The organism is Streptomyces sp. NPDC048441 (assembly GCF_043200235.1).
GTDB lineage: Bacteria > Actinomycetota > Actinomycetes > Streptomycetales > Streptomycetaceae > Streptomyces.
In genome coordinates, this window is the sequence record NZ_JBICXM010000002.1 from 189,767 (window position 1) to 206,091 (window position 16,325).

Annotated in this window: 12 protein-coding genes; 4 read left to right on the forward strand and 8 right to left on the reverse strand. The window is 70.7% G+C overall.

Annotated features, from left to right (window positions below; genetic code table 11):
• Positions 1-14 precede the first annotated feature (14 nt).
• Entirely contained in the window at positions 15-2,012 is a 1,998-nt protein-coding gene (locus tag ACGFSB_RS05175) for a hypothetical protein (protein WP_393394297.1), read from the forward strand.
• A 44-nt stretch (positions 2,013-2,056) separates the two neighbouring features.
• Here ACGFSB_RS05175 and ACGFSB_RS05180 read toward each other — a convergent pair whose 3' ends face one another.
• The gene (locus ACGFSB_RS05180; RefSeq protein WP_393394300.1) at positions 2,057-4,114 is read right to left on the reverse strand and encodes a phosphocholine-specific phospholipase C; all 2,058 of its coding nucleotides are present in this window, start codon (positions 4,112-4,114) and stop codon (positions 2,057-2,059) included.
• Between the two features lie 332 nt (positions 4,115-4,446).
• Between ACGFSB_RS05180 and ACGFSB_RS05185 the strand changes: the two genes are divergently transcribed.
• Positions 4,447-5,655 carry a serine hydrolase domain-containing protein gene (locus ACGFSB_RS05185; protein ID WP_393394303.1) on the forward strand — a complete coding sequence of 403 codons (1,209 nt, stop codon included), beginning with the start codon at positions 4,447-4,449 and terminating at the stop codon, positions 5,653-5,655.
• A 93-nt stretch (positions 5,656-5,748) separates the two neighbouring features.
• Positions 5,749-6,426: a TetR/AcrR family transcriptional regulator gene (locus ACGFSB_RS05190; RefSeq protein ID WP_393394306.1), complete on the forward strand. Its 678-nt coding sequence runs from the start codon at positions 5,749-5,751 to the stop codon at positions 6,424-6,426.
• On the opposite strand, the gene ACGFSB_RS05195 is transcribed toward ACGFSB_RS05190, so the two are convergent.
• Genes ACGFSB_RS05195 through ACGFSB_RS05220 form a run of 6 tightly spaced genes read right to left on the reverse strand, consistent with a single transcriptional unit; the run spans position 6,368 to position 13,051 of the window.
• Positions 6,368-7,777, reverse strand: a complete 1,410-nt coding sequence (locus ACGFSB_RS05195; RefSeq protein WP_393394308.1) for an alpha/beta hydrolase family protein — start codon at positions 7,775-7,777, stop codon at positions 6,368-6,370. The genes ACGFSB_RS05190 and ACGFSB_RS05195 overlap by 59 nt on opposite strands.
• Complete coding sequence (locus ACGFSB_RS05200; protein ID WP_393394311.1) at positions 7,777-9,117, reverse strand: MFS transporter; 1,341 nt, start codon at positions 9,115-9,117, stop codon at positions 7,777-7,779. Before ACGFSB_RS05200 ends, ACGFSB_RS05195 begins: the two co-directional genes overlap by 1 nt.
• A gap of 16 nt (positions 9,118-9,133) precedes the next feature.
• On the reverse strand, positions 9,134-9,622 hold the full coding sequence (locus tag ACGFSB_RS05205) for a MaoC family dehydratase (protein ID WP_393394314.1): 489 nt from the start codon (positions 9,620-9,622) through the stop codon (positions 9,134-9,136).
• Positions 9,619-11,160 carry a long-chain fatty acid--CoA ligase gene (locus ACGFSB_RS05210; RefSeq protein ID WP_393394317.1) on the reverse strand — a complete coding sequence of 514 codons (1,542 nt, stop codon included), beginning with the start codon at positions 11,158-11,160 and terminating at the stop codon, positions 9,619-9,621. The genes ACGFSB_RS05205 and ACGFSB_RS05210 overlap by 4 nt, the downstream gene beginning before the upstream one ends.
• A 41-nt stretch (positions 11,161-11,201) precedes the next feature.
• A complete protein-coding gene (locus ACGFSB_RS05215; protein ID WP_393395751.1) occupies positions 11,202-12,083 on the reverse strand; it encodes an amidohydrolase family protein in 882 nt (293 codons plus the stop codon).
• A gap of 11 nt (positions 12,084-12,094) precedes the next feature.
• Positions 12,095-13,051, reverse strand: a complete 957-nt coding sequence (locus ACGFSB_RS05220) for an SDR family NAD(P)-dependent oxidoreductase (RefSeq protein ID WP_393395754.1) — start codon at positions 13,049-13,051, stop codon at positions 12,095-12,097.
• A 161-nt stretch (positions 13,052-13,212) separates the two neighbouring features.
• Here ACGFSB_RS05220 and ACGFSB_RS05225 point away from each other — a divergent pair, with 161 nt between their 5' ends.
• Entirely contained in the window at positions 13,213-13,701 is a 489-nt protein-coding gene (locus ACGFSB_RS05225; RefSeq protein WP_393394320.1) for a MarR family winged helix-turn-helix transcriptional regulator, read from the forward strand.
• A 28-nt stretch (positions 13,702-13,729) separates the two neighbouring features.
• On the opposite strand, the gene ACGFSB_RS05230 is transcribed toward ACGFSB_RS05225, so the two are convergent.
• Positions 13,730-16,312 carry a beta-glucosidase gene (locus ACGFSB_RS05230; RefSeq protein WP_393394322.1) on the reverse strand — a complete coding sequence of 861 codons (2,583 nt, stop codon included), beginning with the start codon at positions 16,310-16,312 and terminating at the stop codon, positions 13,730-13,732.
• Positions 16,313-16,325: the final 13 nt, after the last annotated feature.

Here is a 16,325-nt window from a genome sequence, read left to right on the forward strand (position 1 = left end):
GGAGGGCATGACAAATGGAATCAGCACGCGCATCGGCGGCGCGGCAGGACGTGGCCGGTCGGATCGCGGGACCGTTCATCGAGTCGAACCGGCCGCGGTCCGTCTTCGCCCCGTGGTGGATGCCCCCGCTGACGGCGATCGTCGCGGGCGTCCTCGCGTACGTGACCGCCGACGACACCCTCGTCCGTACGCTGATCCCGCTTGCCGCCGCCCTGTTCGGCTGGCTCGTCGGCGTCGCCTGGCTCCGTCTGCGGGCACGCACCGTCTGGCGGCTGAGCGGCGCGGGCCTGCAACGGCTGCGCGCCGGGAAGGCCACGGTGACGTACCCCTTCTCGCGCGAACACCCCCTGCTCCTGAGCGCGATGGCCCTCGAAGTGCGCGCGCCCACCGACTACGGCTCGACGAAGGTCGGCAACCTCTGCGCGATGGGCCTGGAGGACATGACGATCGCCATGTTCCCCTTCTGGGTCACCACCCGGCGGCTCGGCGCCCCGCTGCGGCTCTTCGACGGGCCCGGCGAACCGGAGGGCAACGCGGCGGCCCGTGAGGCGGGCTTCTCGCGGCGCGAGGCGGCGCTCCTCGCGGCGGTGGCCGAGGGACCGCTGCCCGCGAAGGCCGCGGGCCCCGTCGAACTCTCCCGGCCCGAACCGGAGGTCCGCACGCGCAAGCTGGTGCGGCGGCTCGGCTGCTGCGTCGTCGGGCTCGTCGGTCTCGGCGTGGTGATCGTGCCGTCGGACGACAGCATCGAGGGGCGGGTGGCTCTCATCGCCTCGCTCGCGATGGCCGTTCTGGTGTGGGCCGGTGGCTCCTTCTACCGCGTCCTGCGCACCCCGCCCGCGCACTGGACCGTCAGCCCGCAGGGCGTCACCGTCCGCGACCCGTGGTTCGGCTCGACGGAGCTGCCCGCTTCCGCGATCGCCGGGATCGTGCCCACCGAGCTCACCAGGGAGACCGGCGACGGCAAGCTCAGCGTCTCGCTCATCCTGCAGTTCTACGGCCACGACCTGGCGTTGATCGGCACCGCCTACTCCGGCGACGTTCCGCCGGACGAGCTGATCGCCGTGCTCCGTTCACGGGGCTACCGCGTCATCCAGGACCAGCAGCACAGCAACGCCTACGACGTGGACCCCGGCTTCCTTCCGCACCAGTTGCTGCCCGAGGCGCGGTTCACGCTCGGCGTCGACCATGTGGGCTGGGAGGGCGAGCACGGCGCGATCCGCATCCCGCGCGCGGAGATCGGCGGCCTTGAACTGCACACCCGGTCAGGGCATCCGTGGCTGCGGCTCCGCGGCACACAGGGCGCGGAACTCCTGCACGCACCGCTCGGCGCGCTGCGGATCGCGCGCAGTGAACTTCGGGACCAGGCAAGGGCGTTGGGCTATCCGGTGAGTGACCCGGAGCGGGACGCGTACGAGTCGGCGGCGTTCGCCGGGCTTTCGGCACCGTCGCCCGCGTCGGCTCCGCCCGCGTACACGCAGGCTCCTCCCCCGCAGGCGGGTCCCCCGACGACCGCCGCACCCGCATCAGCAGCAGCGGTGACCGTGGGGATGCCGGGCGCCACCCGCAAGTGGTACTACATCACCGGTGTCCTCGCGGGCGTCATCGTCATGGGCATCCTCGCCTTCAAGCTGCGCCATCTGTTCGACAACGGCCTGAGCTGGACGGCCTGGGGCGTTCCTGCCGGTGCGGTGGCCGGTGCGCTCGGCGCCTTGGTGTACGACCGCCGGCGCCCCGCCCTCGTACTCGACGGGCGCGGCATCCGGATGGCGGCCGACGGCGGCCAGGGGAAGGCCGAGTGGGAGCACGCGCGGCCCTCGATCGGCGGTGTCGGCATCGACGACCACGACGACAGCGTCGAAACACTGCTCGTCTGGTCGCCGACGGGTCAGGTCATCCGCAAGGAGAGCCTCAACGTCCCCGACCCCGAGGAACTGCGCGTCGCCTGCGAGCGGTCCGGACTTCCCTGGGGACGCCCGGACCTGGGGGCGTGGGGGCCACCGCCGGAGCTGTAGTCCGGCAGCGGCCCCTCACAGCCGTCAGGCGACGCCTTGATCCGTCAGGCGGAGACGATCGCCGGGTCGCTGACGCCCGCCTGGCCGTTCTCCACGTGCCCCGCGAAGCGCCGCAGGAACGTGGCGTCCGCGTCCGACTTCACCGTCACGTCATACCACCGCTTGCCGGCCCGCAGGTCGACGGTGTGCTCGACGGTGCCGCCCGCCTTCACCTTGAACGTCTCGGCAGCGCCGCCGTAGGCGTTGGTGAGACTGAGGTTGACATCGGCGCTGCCCGCGTTCGTCAGGGTCAGCTTCAGATTGCCGGTGGCCTTGTCGTGGCGGGCGATCACCTCGGGCCCCGCCGTCTTGCCGGGCCCCTGGAACACGCGCAGGAAGCCGTTGGGGCCGAACACCGACAGGTCGTACGCACCCTTCGAGTACTGCGTGTTCCAGGTGTCGGAGATCTTCTTGCCCGCCTCCGTGGTGTACGTCCAGGGCCCGTCCGTGCGGTTGCCGGAGCGGACGTGGAAGCAGGCGCCTGCCGCGTCGCCGCCGCTGAAGGTGAGCGTGAACTTGCCGTCGGCGGGCGCTCCCGCTCCGTCCACCAGCGGGACGTACGGCAGCGGACGCGAGGGCCGGGAGCCGGACTCCTGCTTGGGCAGGTCCGCCTTCGCGGGCGCCTTGGGCAGGTAGTCGGGGTGGCGCTGGTTGTCCGGCGGCTCGTAGGCGCCGGTGTCCGGCAGCTGGGCCGGGTCGGTGTCCTTGCCGCTGAAGTCGAAGGCGGAGGTCAGGTCACCGCAGACGGCCCGCCGCCACGGCGAGATGTTCGGCTCCTGCACGCCGAAGCGCTTCTCCATGAACTGGAGGATCGATGTGTGGTCGAGGACCTGCGAGTCGACGAATCCGCCGGTGCTCCACGGCGACACGACGATCATCGGGACGCGCTGGCCGAGGCCGTAGTGTCCGGCGGCGTACGAGGCGTCGCCGGGGAAGTAGTCGAGCTTGGTGTCCACGGTGGACAGGCCCTGCGAGGCGCTGGAGGGGACGTACGGCGGGACGATGTGGTCGAAGTAGCCGTCGTTCTCGTCGTACGTGATGAACAGGGCCGTCTTGCTCCACACCTCGGGGTTGGAGGTGAGCGCGTCCAGGACCTGCGAGATGTACCAGGCGCCGTAGTTCACCGGCCAGTTCGGGTGCTCGGAGAAGGCCTCGGGCGCCGCGACCCAGGAGATCTTGGGCAGCTTGTCGGCCTTCACATCGGCCTTCAGGAGGTCGAAGTAGCCGTCGCCCGCCTTGGCGTTCGTGCCGGTGCGGGCCTTGTCGTAGAGCGGGTCGCCCGGCTTGGCGTTGCGGTACTTGTTGAAGTAGAGCAGCGAGTTGTCGCCGTAGTTCCCGCGGTACGCGTCGTCTATCCAGCCCCACTTGCCTGCCGCGTCCAGGCCGTCGCCGATGTCCTGGTAGACCTTCCAGGAGACCCCGGCCTGCTCGAGGCGCTCGGCGTACGTGGTCCAGTCGTAGCCCGCCTCCTGGTTGCCGAGGACCGGGCCGCCGCCCTTGCCGTCGTTGCCGACGTGGCCCGACAGCATGTAGTAGCGGTTGGGGTCGGTGGCTCCCATGAAGGAACAGTGGTAGGAGTCACAGACGGTGAACGCGTCGGCGAGCGCGTAGTGGAACGGAATGTCCTCGCGGTTCAGATACGCCATCGTTCGCTCGGACTTGGCAGCGATCCAGTTGTCGTACTTGCCGTTGCTGAAAGCGCTGTGGCCGCCCGCCCAGTCGTGGTCGAGCCCGGCGATGAACTGCATACCGAGGTCCTCGGCGTCGGGATGGAAAGGCAGCACTTCCTTGCCGCCGCCCGACTGGTTCCATACGGGCTTCCCGCTGGGCAGGGTCACAGGGCGCGGGTCGCCGAAGCCGCGTACGCCCTTCATCGTGCCGAAGTAGTGGTCGAAGGACCGGTTCTCCTGCATCAGGACGACGATGTGCTCGACGTCCTCGATGGAGCCGGAGCGGCGCTGGGCGGGCAGGGCGGCAGCGCGGGCGATGCTCTGCGAGAGCGACGCGAACGCGGCACTGCCGCCTGCGAGCTGCATGAATCGGCGCCGGTTGAGTTCAGGCATCTGTGGTTTCGACCTCGCGGTATGGGGTGTGGGGGACATGAGCAGCGTGCAGTGTGTCAAGGGGAGCAAGGATCGGGGAAGGGGCAGTGACCTGTATGTGAAGAGAAGTCCAACCTCTGGTGGGCATGACACAAGGTCAGATCACTTTAGGGAGTGAAGTCCCTTATCTGGCATATGTGAACCGGCGTGCCCGACTCGCCCCCGCGCCACACTAGGTGCCGTGGGCAACCATGCGCGAGGATGTGCACCGCGCCGGTCGGTACCTCCGGCGACACTGCCGGCGACGCTTTCGACGGCACTTCCAGCGACACTTCGAGTGATCGAGGAGAGTCATGAGCGTGGATGTCCACGGCACCTGTGCACCCGGATTCGAGGGCGTACGCGATGAGTTCGAGCGGAATTTCACCGAACGCGGCGATCTCGGGGCGTCCGTCGCGGTCGCGGTCGACGGCGAGTTCGTGGTCGACCTGTGGGGCGGTGACGCGGACAAGGCGGGCACGCGCGCGTGGGAGCGCGATTCGCTGGTGAACGTGTACTCCACGACCAAGGGGATGACCGCGCTGTGCGCGCATCTGCTCGTCGACCGGGGCGAGTTGGATCTGGACGCGCCGGTGGCACGCTACTGGCCGGAGTTCGCGCAGGAGGGCAAGGCGGACATCCCGGTGCGCTGGCTGCTCAGCCACCGCTCCGGGGTGATCGCGCCGAGCGAGCCCATGACGTCGGAGGACCTCTACGACTGGGACAGGGTGTGCGGGGCACTCGCCGCGACACCGCCGTGGTGGAAGCCGGGTACGGCGCAGGGGTACCACGCGGTGAGCTTCGGCTATCTGGTGGGTGAGGTGGTGCGGCGGATCACGGGGGTCTCGCTCGGTACGTTCCTGCGGAGCGAGGTCACGGGGCCGCTGGAAGCGGATGTCTACGTAGGCACCCCGGAGAGCGAACACGGCCGGTGCGCGGACTTGGCGAAGCCGCTCTCCTCCCCTTCGGAGGGCGCGCGGAGCGCACTCGGCTCCGCGCCGCCGCCCGCGCCGCCGGTGCGGTCGATCGACGACCACCCGTTGGCTCCCGTCACGCTCGCCCTCCAGTACCTGCCCGTCGGACACGTGAACAGCGCGGCCTACCGGAGCGCCGAGATCCCGGCCGCCAACGGGCACGCGTCCGCTCGGGGGCTCGCGACGGTGTACGGGGCGCTGGGCGGCGGGGAGTTGCTGAGCGGCGCGGCACTTGAGCGGTTGCGGACCCGGCAGGGGGAGCCGGACGAACGTGACCTGGTGCTCGCGGCGGGGACGGCGTGGGGCGAGAAGTGGGAGTGGGGGCTCGGCTACATGCTGAACCTCTACGGGCAGGCGGGACCCAATCCGCGGGCCTTCGGCCATGGGGGCGCGGGCGGTTCCTACGCGTTCGCCGATCCGGAGAACCGTGTCTCGTACGCGTACGTGATGAATCGGATGGGGGGCGGGACTTCGGGGGAGGATTTGCGGAGCGTGCATTTGGTGGGGGCGGTGTACCGGGGGTTGGCGGGGCAGGAGGGGCAGGAGTAGGCGCTGACGCTGGTGGACGCAGCCGGGAAGGGGCGGGACCGCGAGACGGCAGGACCAGCGGGACTCCAGGCCCGGGGAAAGTAATCTGCCCCCATGCCCCGCACTCCCCGCCACCGCCCCACCGGGCAGTACGCCGCCGCCGATCCCCGAAGAGCGGCCATCATCGACGCCGCCCTCGTTCTCTTCGCGGAGTCCGGCTATCTGAACTCCTCCCTGGCGAAGATCGCCGCCGAGGCCGATACGTCCGCCACCGTCATCGCCCACCACTTCGGCTCGAAGCAGCGGCTCCTGATGGCGGTCCTTGAGGCGCGGGACGAGCGCACAGTGCGCACCTTCGGGCGGCTGCACCCGGACTCCGGGGGCGACGACGTCCGCGCGCTCTTCCGGGAGGTGCTCGCACTGGCCGAGTACAACCTCACCCAGCCGGGCCTGATCCAGCTCTACACCAGGCTGTCGGCGGAGGCCGGTGACCCGTCGCACCCGGCACACGCATACTTCGCGGAGCGGTACGCGAGGGTGGTGCACTCCCTCGCTTCCGCACTCCAACGCTCCATCGATGCGGGGCAGTTGGTGCCCCACACCGACCCGGAGGACGTGGCCCGCGAGATCCTCGCCGTATCGGACGGGCTACAGGTGCAGTGGGCCATCGCCGACGGGCGCCTGGACTTCGTGGGGCTGTACCGTGCGCACCTCGAACGGCTCGCCCGAGCACTCACCGTGGACGGCGGGGGTCTGGACGGTCGAACGGACGCGGGTACGGGCCCGGCCTGAAGCCCTCGTACCGCGCGGCCGTCGTCGGATCGGAGTGCCGCGCCTCCGCGTTGAGCGCGGCAGCGGACGTGTCACCCCAGCGGCCCGTCGTGACGCGGCGCTCCGTCGTGTGCACGGCGGCCAGTTGCTCGGCGGTGCTGAAGGTGCAGTGGCCCGCGTTGTCGACGTACGCCTGGCGGAGGAGCGGCGTGCGGCCCGCCGCGGTGACCGTGTCGCGGTAGGCGCTCTCGGCGCGGACCGGGATCAGGGCGTCGCCCGTGGTGTGGATGGTGAGCTGGGGTTTGGTGAGGCGTCCGGTGAAGGCGACGTTGCGCGTCATGTAGCGGACGGCGGACGGGTCGGCCTTGATGCGTGGTGCGGCGGCGAGGGCGTTCAGGTCGGCTCGCAGGGAGCGGCCCGCGGTCTTGTAGAGGGCCTTGACCTCCTTGTACTGGGAGGAGCGCGCGAGCATCGCCGAGTAGTCGACGCCCGTGTTCCAGGACATGCTGCCGCCCGCGCGCTGTTCGGCCTCCTGCCGCCAGGAGAAGGCGGGCGCCTGGACCAGGCCGGTCAACGCCGCGTACTGGTTGGCCTGTTGGGCCGGGTAGTCGTCGGGTGCCGGGCGTGGCTGCTTGGGGTCGTTCCAGCCGGGCACGGCGTGCAGGGCGGCGGCCAGGGCGATGCGGGCGCGGCCTGTGGGGGTGGATTGCCCCTGCGTGAGGACGCCGCCGAGACGGTCCGCCGCGTTCCTCGCGTCGGCCTCGCCGGTGAATCCGGTCAGCCGGACGCCGGAGTCCGGGGCGAGCAAGGTCCGGAGGGCGAAGACGGGGTCGAGGGTGGAGTTCCAGTTGGCGACGCCGCCCTGGACGAGGCCGCACATCGAGAGGGAGCCGTCGATGCGCTCCGCGTGCCGTTCGGCGATGGTGGTGGTGACGAGGCCGCCGTACGACTCGCCCCAGGCGAGGGTGCGCCGGGCCTTGCCGACCTTGGTGGTGAAGGTGTCCAGGGCGTCGAGCTGGTCGGGCACGGCCTGTTCGGCCGCCCAGCCGGTGGTGGCGTAGGACGAGCCGACAAGCGCGTAGCCCTCGCCGAGGAGCTCCTTCTTGACCTGGTCGTCCGGGGCGTTCTGGGCCGGGTTCGGGGATCCGGCGGGTCGGTAGCCGTGGCTGAACAGGAGCACGGTGCCGTTCCAGTGCCCGGGGGTGTCGATGACGTAGGCGGCGCCGGAGGGCAGAGTGCCTTCGACGTGGCCACCTGGCGTGCGGGACACGGCGGTTGACGGTGACGCGGCGGTTGACGGTGACGCGGCGGCGATGAGGACGAGGGCGGCGAGGCCCGTCACGGTTCTCATCGGGGTACGGATCTCATGCATCAGGAGGGGACACCTTCCGTGGGCCGGATCCCGGTGGGTTCCGTGGCGAGCGTGGCGCCGCTCGTCTCCCGCATCCGCCAGACGGTGAGCGCCGTGACTGCGGCACCGGCGGTGAGCAGGAGGGCGACGGGGGCGCTTGTGTCGTACGAGGCGAGCAGGCTGCTCGCGACGAGCGGGGAAAAGCCGGCGCCGAGGAGGGTCGCGGTCTGGTAGCCGAGGGACGCGCCCGTGTAGCGCACGCGGGTGCCGAACATCTCGGTGAGCAGGGCGCCGAGCGGACCGTACATCGTGGACTGGGCGATGCCGTGGCCGATGACGCAGGCGAGAATCAGCAGTCCGGGCCTGCCGGAGTCGGCGAGGGCGAAGACCGGGAAGGCGGTGGCCGCGGAGAGGAGTGCGCCGGTGAGCACCACGGGGCGGCGGCCGATCCGGTCGGAGAGGATGCTGGCCACCGGCATCACGAACAGGGCTGTGCAGGAGGCCACGGTGACTCCGGTGAGGACCTGCGAGCGCGTGTACCCGGAGTCGACGGCGTACGAGATCATGAAGCTGGTCATCAGGGACTGGGCGGTGAACGGGCCGATGCCGACGCACGCCGCAAGCAGCACGGAGCGTGGTTTGCGCAGTACATCGAGCAAGGGCAAGGGCAACGGCGTCCGCGCCGTGTTCTTCTCGCGCCGGGCGGCGGTGAACAGCGGGCTCTCCGCCACCTTCAGGCGGATATAGAGCCCGGCGGCCAGGAGGACCAGGCTGAGCAGGAACGGCACCCGCCAGCCCCACGCCCGGAACTGGTCGTCGGGCAGGGTGCTCACGAGGGTGACGACGAGCGTCGAAAGGACGGTCCCCAGCGGCGCGCCCAGCTGCGTGAAGCTGGTCCACAGGCCGCGCGGCCGCTCCCCCGCGTGCTCGGCGACCATCAGCGTCGCGCCGCCCCATTCGCCGCCGATCGCGATGCCCTGCACGACCCGCAGCAGGACGAGCAGTACGGGGGCCCAGACGCCGATGGTGTCGTACGTCGGGAGGCAGCCGATGAGAAAGCTGCCCGCGCCCATCAGGACCATGGTCAGGAGCATCATCGGCTTGCGGCCGAGCCGGTCGCCGAAGTGCCCGAAGACGATGCCGCCGAGGGGTCGTGCGACGTATCCGGCGGCGAAGGTGCCGAACGCCGCTATGGTGCCGACGGCGGAGTCGACTTCGGGGAAGAACAGGTCGCCGAAGACGAGCGCGGCGACGGTTCCGTACACCAGGAAGTCGTAGAACTCCACCGCTGTGCCGAGCAGGCCGGAGAGTGCGACTCTGCGCAACTGGCTTGTGCCGTGCGCTGGTTGGGCGTCAGGCATGGTGGGCCCCTCGCGGTCAGACGTAGAAGCGGGACAGGCTGCGCAGGACGCAGGCGGGCTTGGCGGCGCCCTCGATCTCGACGGTGCCGTCCACGGCGATCTGCACGCCGCCGCTCACCTCGTCGACGGAGGCGAGGCGTGCGACCAGGCGGATGCGCGAGCCGACGGGCACGGGTGCGGGGAAACGCACTTTGTCCAGGCCGTAGTTGACCTTCGTGGTGACGCCCTGGACGTCGAGGAGCTCCGTGAAGAAGGGGATGAAGAGGGAGAGCGTCAGATAGCCGTGGGCTATCGGCGCACCGAACGGGCCTTGCACCGCGCGCTCGGGGTCGGTGTGGATCCACTGGTGATCACCGGTGGCGTCGGCGAAGGTGTTGATCCGCTCCTGGGTGATGTCGATCCAGGAGCTTGCACCGAGGTCGCTTCCGGCGAGCTTCTTGAGCTCGTCGAGGCCGTTGACGGTGGTCGTGGTGGTGCTGGAGGTGGCGCTGGAGGTGGTGCTCATGAGGCGTTCTCCTGGGGCGAGTTGGGCTGGCGGGAGCCGTAGCGGCGGCGCAGCTCGGGCTTGCGGAGCTTCCCGGAGGCGGTGCGCGGCAGTTCGGCGGCGACGACAAGGGATTTCGGGATCTTGTACTTGGCGAGGTGTCCGACGAGTGAGGCGAGCAGCGCGTCCGGTTCGGGTGCCGCGCCCTCCCGGGCGACGATCACGGCGCGCGGCACCTCGCCCCACTTCTCGTCGGGCACACCGATGACGGCGCAGTCCACGACATCGGGGTGGGCGAGCAGGGCGCTCTCGACCTCGGCCGGGTAGATGTTCTCGCCCCCGGAGATGATCATGTCCTTGAGGCGGTCGGCGATGGTGACGTACCCGTCGGCGTCCTGGCGTGCGGCGTCCCCCGTGCGCAGCCAGCCGTCGGCGAAGACCGCCGCGCTCTCCTGCGGCAACCCCCAGTAGCCGGGCATGACATGGGGTCCGCGCACCAGGACCTCGCCCGCCTCGCCGGGGTCCGCGTCCGTGAGGTCGGGGCGCACCACGCGGACGTCCGTGAAGAAGTGCGGCACGCCGGCCGAACCGGCCTTGCTGACGGCGTGCTCGGCGTCCAGGAAGAGCACTCCGGGCGAGGCCTCGGTCATGCCGTAGCCCTGCTGGAAGACGAGACCGCGTTCGGCGTACGCGGCGATGAGCGGGGCGGGCACGGGGGCGCCGCCGCACATCAGGACCCGCAGCGAGGCCAGATCAGCGGTGCGCCAGCGCGGGCGGCGCACCATCTGCTCGTACATCGTCGGCACGCCGAACATGGCGGTGACGCCGTGCCGTTCGACGAGGCCGAGTGTCGCGTCCGCGTCGAAAGACTCGACCAGGACGCAGGTGCCGCCCTTGAGGAGGACCGGCAGGGTCAGCATGTTGAGGCCCGCCGTGTGGAACAGCGGGGCGGTGACGAGCGCGATGGTGTCGGATGTGAGGTCGGCGTCGACGAGGACGTTGACGGCGTTCCAGGTGAGGTTGGCGTGGGTGAGCATGGCGCCCTTGGGGCGGCCCGTCGTCCCCGAGGTGTACATGATGATGCTGACGTCGTCGCCGGTCACAGGCTCGTCGAGCGGGTCGGTGCCCGCTGCGGCCGTGGCGAGCAACTCCGCGTAGGCCGGGCCGACTTCTACGTACGTACGGACCGCCGGCGCGAGGTCGTGCAGTTGAACGGCGGCCTGAGTGTGCGCGGGGGCGTGGACGAGGGTGCCCGCGCCCGAGTCGGTGAGCTGGTGGGCGAGTTCCGGGGCGGCCAGGCGGGTGTTGAGCGGCACGAAGACCGCGCCGAGCATGCCCGCCGCGAAGAACGTCTCCAGGAAGGCGGGGTGGTTGGGTCCGAGATAGGCGATCCGGTCCCCGCGCCGCACCCCGGACTCCCGCAGCGCGCGGGCCAGTTGAGTGGTGCGGGTGTGGAGCTCGCCGTACGAGATGGTGCTGTCCTCGTATCGGAACGCGGTGCGGTGCGGGGTCTTGCGGGCCCTGCGGGCGGGCCAGGAGCCGATTCCCTCGTTGCGCATGGGCGGTGACCCCTTTCGGTGGTGTGGTCGGCGTGGTCCGCTCAGCCGAGGTCGAGGCCTAGGCCGAGCAGGCGGGCCGCGTTCTCCTTGAGGATCTTGGGGCGGACCTCGTCCTTGATCTGGAGCTTCTCGAAGTCGGCCAGCCAGCGGTCCGGCGTGAGGACCGGATAGTCGGAGCCGAAGAGGACCTTGTCCTTGAGAAGCGTGTTGGCGTACTGGACGAGCTGCGGCGGGAAGTACTTGGGGGACCAGCCGGAGAGATCGATGTGCACGCCGGGCTTGTGCGTGGCCACGGCAAGGGCCTCGTCCTGCCAGGGGAAGGACGGGTGCGCGAGGATGATCTTCAGATCTGGGAAGTCGGCGGCGACATCGTCCACGCACATCGGGTTCGAGTACTTCAGGCGGATCCCGCCGCCGCCGGGGACGCCCGCACCGATGCCGGTCTGGCCGGTGTGGAAGAGGGCGATGGTGCCGGTCTCCTCGATCACCTCGTACAACTCATAGGCCAACGCACGGTCGTTGGGGAAGAAGCCCTGGATGCTCGGGTGGAACTTGAAGCCCCGCACGCCGTACTCCTCGACCAGGCGCCGCGCCTGCCGCACGCCCGCACGACCACGGAACGGGTCGATGGAGGCGAACGGGATGAGCACGTCGGAGTGTTCGGCGGCGGCTTCGGCGATCTCCTCGTTGGGGACGGGCGCCGTACCGGTGGCGGACTCGGCGTCGACGGTGAAGACGACGGCGGCCATCCGTCGCTCGCGGTAGTACGCGGCGATCTCGGGCAGGGTGGGCTTTCGGTTGCCATCGACCTTGAAGTACGAGGCGGATGCGGTGTCGAGTTCGGCGGAGAGGGATGCGGCGCCCTTGGCGGAAACCTCGGCGTGGGTGTGGACGTCGATGGCGACGAGTTCGCCGATGTCCAGGCGGGCGGCCGTCACGCGGCCGGCACCTTCGGTGCGGGGATGCCGACGGACTGCGGGTCGCTGCCGACGGAGGTGTGCCAGGCGGCGGCGATGGCCTCCGGGCTCCAACCTCCGTCCGCGTACGCGGTGTTGACCTCCTGCGGGTGCGACCACAGCGTGAGGCGGTCGCCGCCGATGCCGATGCACTGGCCCGTGACGTCGCGGGCCGCGTCCGATGCGAGGAAGGGGACGAGGGCGGCACAGTCCTCAGGGGTGCCGAAGCCCTCACCCTTGCGCAGGAAGCCGGGCAGCGGCTCGCCGCGTTCCCGCAGCGCCTCGACGTAGGGCGCGAAGGCGGGGATGGTCTCGGTCATGGCGGTGGCGGCGACCGGCACGACGGCGTTGACGGTGATCCGCGCCTTCGCCAGCTCCATCGACCAGGTACGGGTCATCGCGGCGATGCCCGCCTTGGCTGCCGCGTAGTTGCTCTGCCCGAAGTTGCCGCGCTGGCCCGCGGGCGAGCCCACCAGGATCAGGCTGCCGCCCTCACCCTGCTCCCGCATACGGACGGCCGCGGCGCGGGCACAGGTGAACGTACCCCTGAGGTGCGTGGTGACGACGGCGTCGAAGTCGTCGTCGGTCATCTTCCACAGCACGCGGTCGCGCAGGATGCCCGCGTTGGTGACAAGCACGTCGAGCCGCCCGAACTCGCCCACGGCACGGGCCACCAGGCGGTCGGCGGCCTCGGACGTGCCGACGGCGACGGGCTCGGCGACGGCATGGGCGCCCGCGTCCCGCAGGGACTTGGCGGCCCGCTCGGCGGCTTCCGGGGCGATGTCGTTGACGACGACGGCGGCACCGGCCGCGGCGAGTGCGGTGGCATAGGCGAGTCCGAGGCCCTGGCCGGAGCCGGTGACGACGGCGACCTTGCCGGTGAGGTCGAGGGCGGATGAGCCAGGGGTGGAGGAATCAGGGATGGAGGAGTCCAGCACGAGGAGGTTCCCTTCAACAGGCCACGGTGAACGGAGAGTTCACCGGCGGCACGGCCCGGCGGCACAGCGGCCGGGACCGGCCCGAGAAGGAAGCTAAGACAAATCATTGTCGTCGTCAATGATTGGCGTCGTAATCGAGAATGCGGCATGCTGGACCCATGACCGCTTCCAGGACCCCCGACAGCACCCCGTCCACCCGGCCCGTCGACGCGGACGAGCCATGGATGCGCGAGCTGCACGCCGACACCGGATATCTGCTCTACCGGCTCGGCCTGCGCTCCGGACAGCTGTTCAACTCCGCACTCCAGGAGTCGGGGCTCCGCCTGCGCCACTACGCCCTGCTGCGCTATCTGGCCACCGTCGACGGCGCTCTGCAAAGGGAGTTGAGCACCGCGCTCGGCTATGACCCGAGCGCCATCGTCGGCCTGGTCGACGACCTCCAGGGTCTCGGCCTCGTCGAGCGCCGCCCGTCCCCCGGCGACCGGCGCAGCCGCGTCGTCGTGCTCACCGAAGAGGGCCGGACATACCTGCGCGACAGCGACGCGATGAGCCGCCGGGTGACCGACGACCTCACCGAGCCGCTGTCACGCGATGAGCGCGAGACGCTGCACGCGCTGCTGCTGCGCGTGGCCCGCCCTCAGGACTAGGGGAGATCCCCGACCCCTCAGAAACGCCCTAGCGGGCGATTCCGGTCAGCCGGATGTCGCGCGACGACGCCCCGACGTACACCACGCGGCGCCCCTCGGGACGCACCCACCGGGCGCCGTCCGTGTTCCAGTACGACAGTTGGCGTTCGGCGACGTGCACCGAGACCCGGCGCGACTCCCCCGCCCGCAGTTCGACCCGCTCGAAGCCCGCGAGCGTCTTGACCGCCATCTCCACTTCCGTGCCGCGCGGCGCACCCACATACACCTGGGGCACCTCCGCGCCCGCGCGCCGCCCCCTGTTGGTCACCGTGAACGACACCTCGTAGCCCGCGCCCGCCCGGCGCACGGACAGGTCGCGGTAGCCGAACTCCGTGTAGGAGAGGCCGTGTCCGAAGGGGAAGAGGGGCTCGGTGCCTGCCTTGTCGAAGCCGCGGTAGCCGGTGAAGATGCCCTCGCTGTACGTCACCACTCCGTCGACGCCGTAGTAGCGCTCGGGGTGCGCGGGATCCAGGGTCGGGTGGTCGGCTTCCCGCTTCGGCCAGGTCATCGTCGCCTTGCCACCGGGGTTCGCGTGGCCGACAAGGAGGTCCGCCGTGGACCAGCCGCCCTCCTGGCCCACGTAGCCCGCGTGCAGGACCGTGCCGACCTTCGCCAGCCACGGCATCGTCACCGGACAGCCGGTGTTGAGGACGACGACCGTACGGGGGTTGGCCTTCGCGACCGCGCCGATCAGCTCGTCCTGATGGGCCGGGAGCGCGAGCGTGGTGAGGTCGCCGCTGCCGCCGAGCGCACCGCCCTCACCGTTGAAGGCGAAGACGACCGGGGTGTCGACGCGCTCGGCAAGGCGCACCGCGGCCTCGATGGCGGCCGTGCGCTGATGGGGCGTCACCCAGGCGAACCGGACCTGGACCGGGCCGCGTTCGGCGATGCTCTTGTCCCAGCCGGTAGCTTTGATCGTGATGCTGTAGGCACGGCCGCCCGTCAACTCGGTGGGCGCCGCCTGGCCGTTGTCCAGGCCGTCCGTGGTCGGGACGATCGAGGACCACTTCCGGGTGAAGCTGTCGCGCGCCGCCCCCGCGGCCGCGATCTCCTTGCCGTCCAGGCTCACCGAGACCGCCGCGCCCCAGCCCTGGATCTTCAGCGCGTACTCGCCGCTGACGGGTGGCACGAAGGCGCCGCTCCACTCGGCGGCCGTGCCCACGGGCAGGGCCTCGTCACCCGTGAAGTCGACGGTCGTGTCCGTGCCGCCGCCCTTGCGTGCAAGGCCCTTGGGGAACGCCGACGCGGGCACGGCCCCGCCCGTGAGGTCGACCCCCACCTCGTACGAGATCTTCCGCCTGGTGATCCTTCGCAGTGCGTCGAGCGGGCTGACCATGCGGTCCTCGAAGCCGTACGCGCGCTCGCCCGAGACCGAGACGGCGACCTGGCCCGCGGTCGGGCCGATGAGCGCGAGGCTGTGCAGGGCGGCGCGGGACAGCGGAAGGCCGCCGTCGTTGGTGAGCAACACGGCGCCCTGCGCGGCGACTTGGCGAGCCAAGCGGGCGCCCGCCTCGATGTCCACGGACTTGGGCGCGGGCACCCGGCTGCCGTCCAACATGCCGAAGGCGTCGTACTGGCCGAGGATGCGGGCTGCCGCCGTGTCCAGGGCGGCCTGGGGGATGGAGCCGTCCTTGATGGCCTTCTTCAGGGGCTCACCGAAGTACGACCCGTCCCACATCTGCATGTCGAGGCCGTCCTCGATCGCACCGGTGGAGTGGGTGGCGCCCCAGTCGGAGGTGACGAAACCCTTGAAGCCGAGTTCGCCACGCAGGATGTCGGTGAGGACGGTGTGGTTCTCGCTGTTCCACTCGCCGTTGAGGTGGTTGTACGCCGACATGACGGAGGAGACACCGGCGCGGACGACCGCCTCGAAGGCGGGCAGGTACAGCTCGTGGAGCGTCCGGTCGTCGACGACGAAGTCGTACGAATTCTCCGGCTTCTCACGGTCGAACTCGTGCAGGCGCTGGTTGTTGGCGATGAAGTGCTTGGCCTGGGCGAGCATCCCCTGCGCCTGGACGCCCTCGACCTGCGCGGCACCGATCAGGCCGTTGAGGTAGGGGTCCTCGCCGGACTGGTCCTTGTTACGGCTGAACAGCGGGGCGCGGGAGAGTTCGATCTGCGGGGCGAGCAGCACGTCCATGCCGAGCGCGCGGCCCTCGCGCCCCATCACCGCGCCGTACTCGCGGGCGAGGCGCGGGCTGAAGGTGGCTCCGAGCGTGGAGACCGGCGGCAGGCCGGTGGCGGACTTGGCGACGTTCACGCCCGCCGGGCCGTCGGACAGGCGCAGCTCCGGTATGCCGAGGCGCTCGATTCCTGGCAGATATCCCGCCTGGCCGAGTCTCCGCGGGTCGGTCGCGCCGTGCACGAGGCTGATCTTCTCGTCGAGGGTGAGACGGGCGATGAGCCCCCGGACGCGGCGCGTGGCGGCGGCCGCGCCCGGGGAGCCGGCGCCTTCGGCCACCGCCGTGGCGGGCGTGGCCGCCGCGATCGGGCCTGCGGCGGCCACGAAGGCGAAGGCGGCCGCAGTGCCGCCCAATTGCTTCAGAAGTTCACGACGGGTGGTGGCAGGCATGGCGAAATGGCCT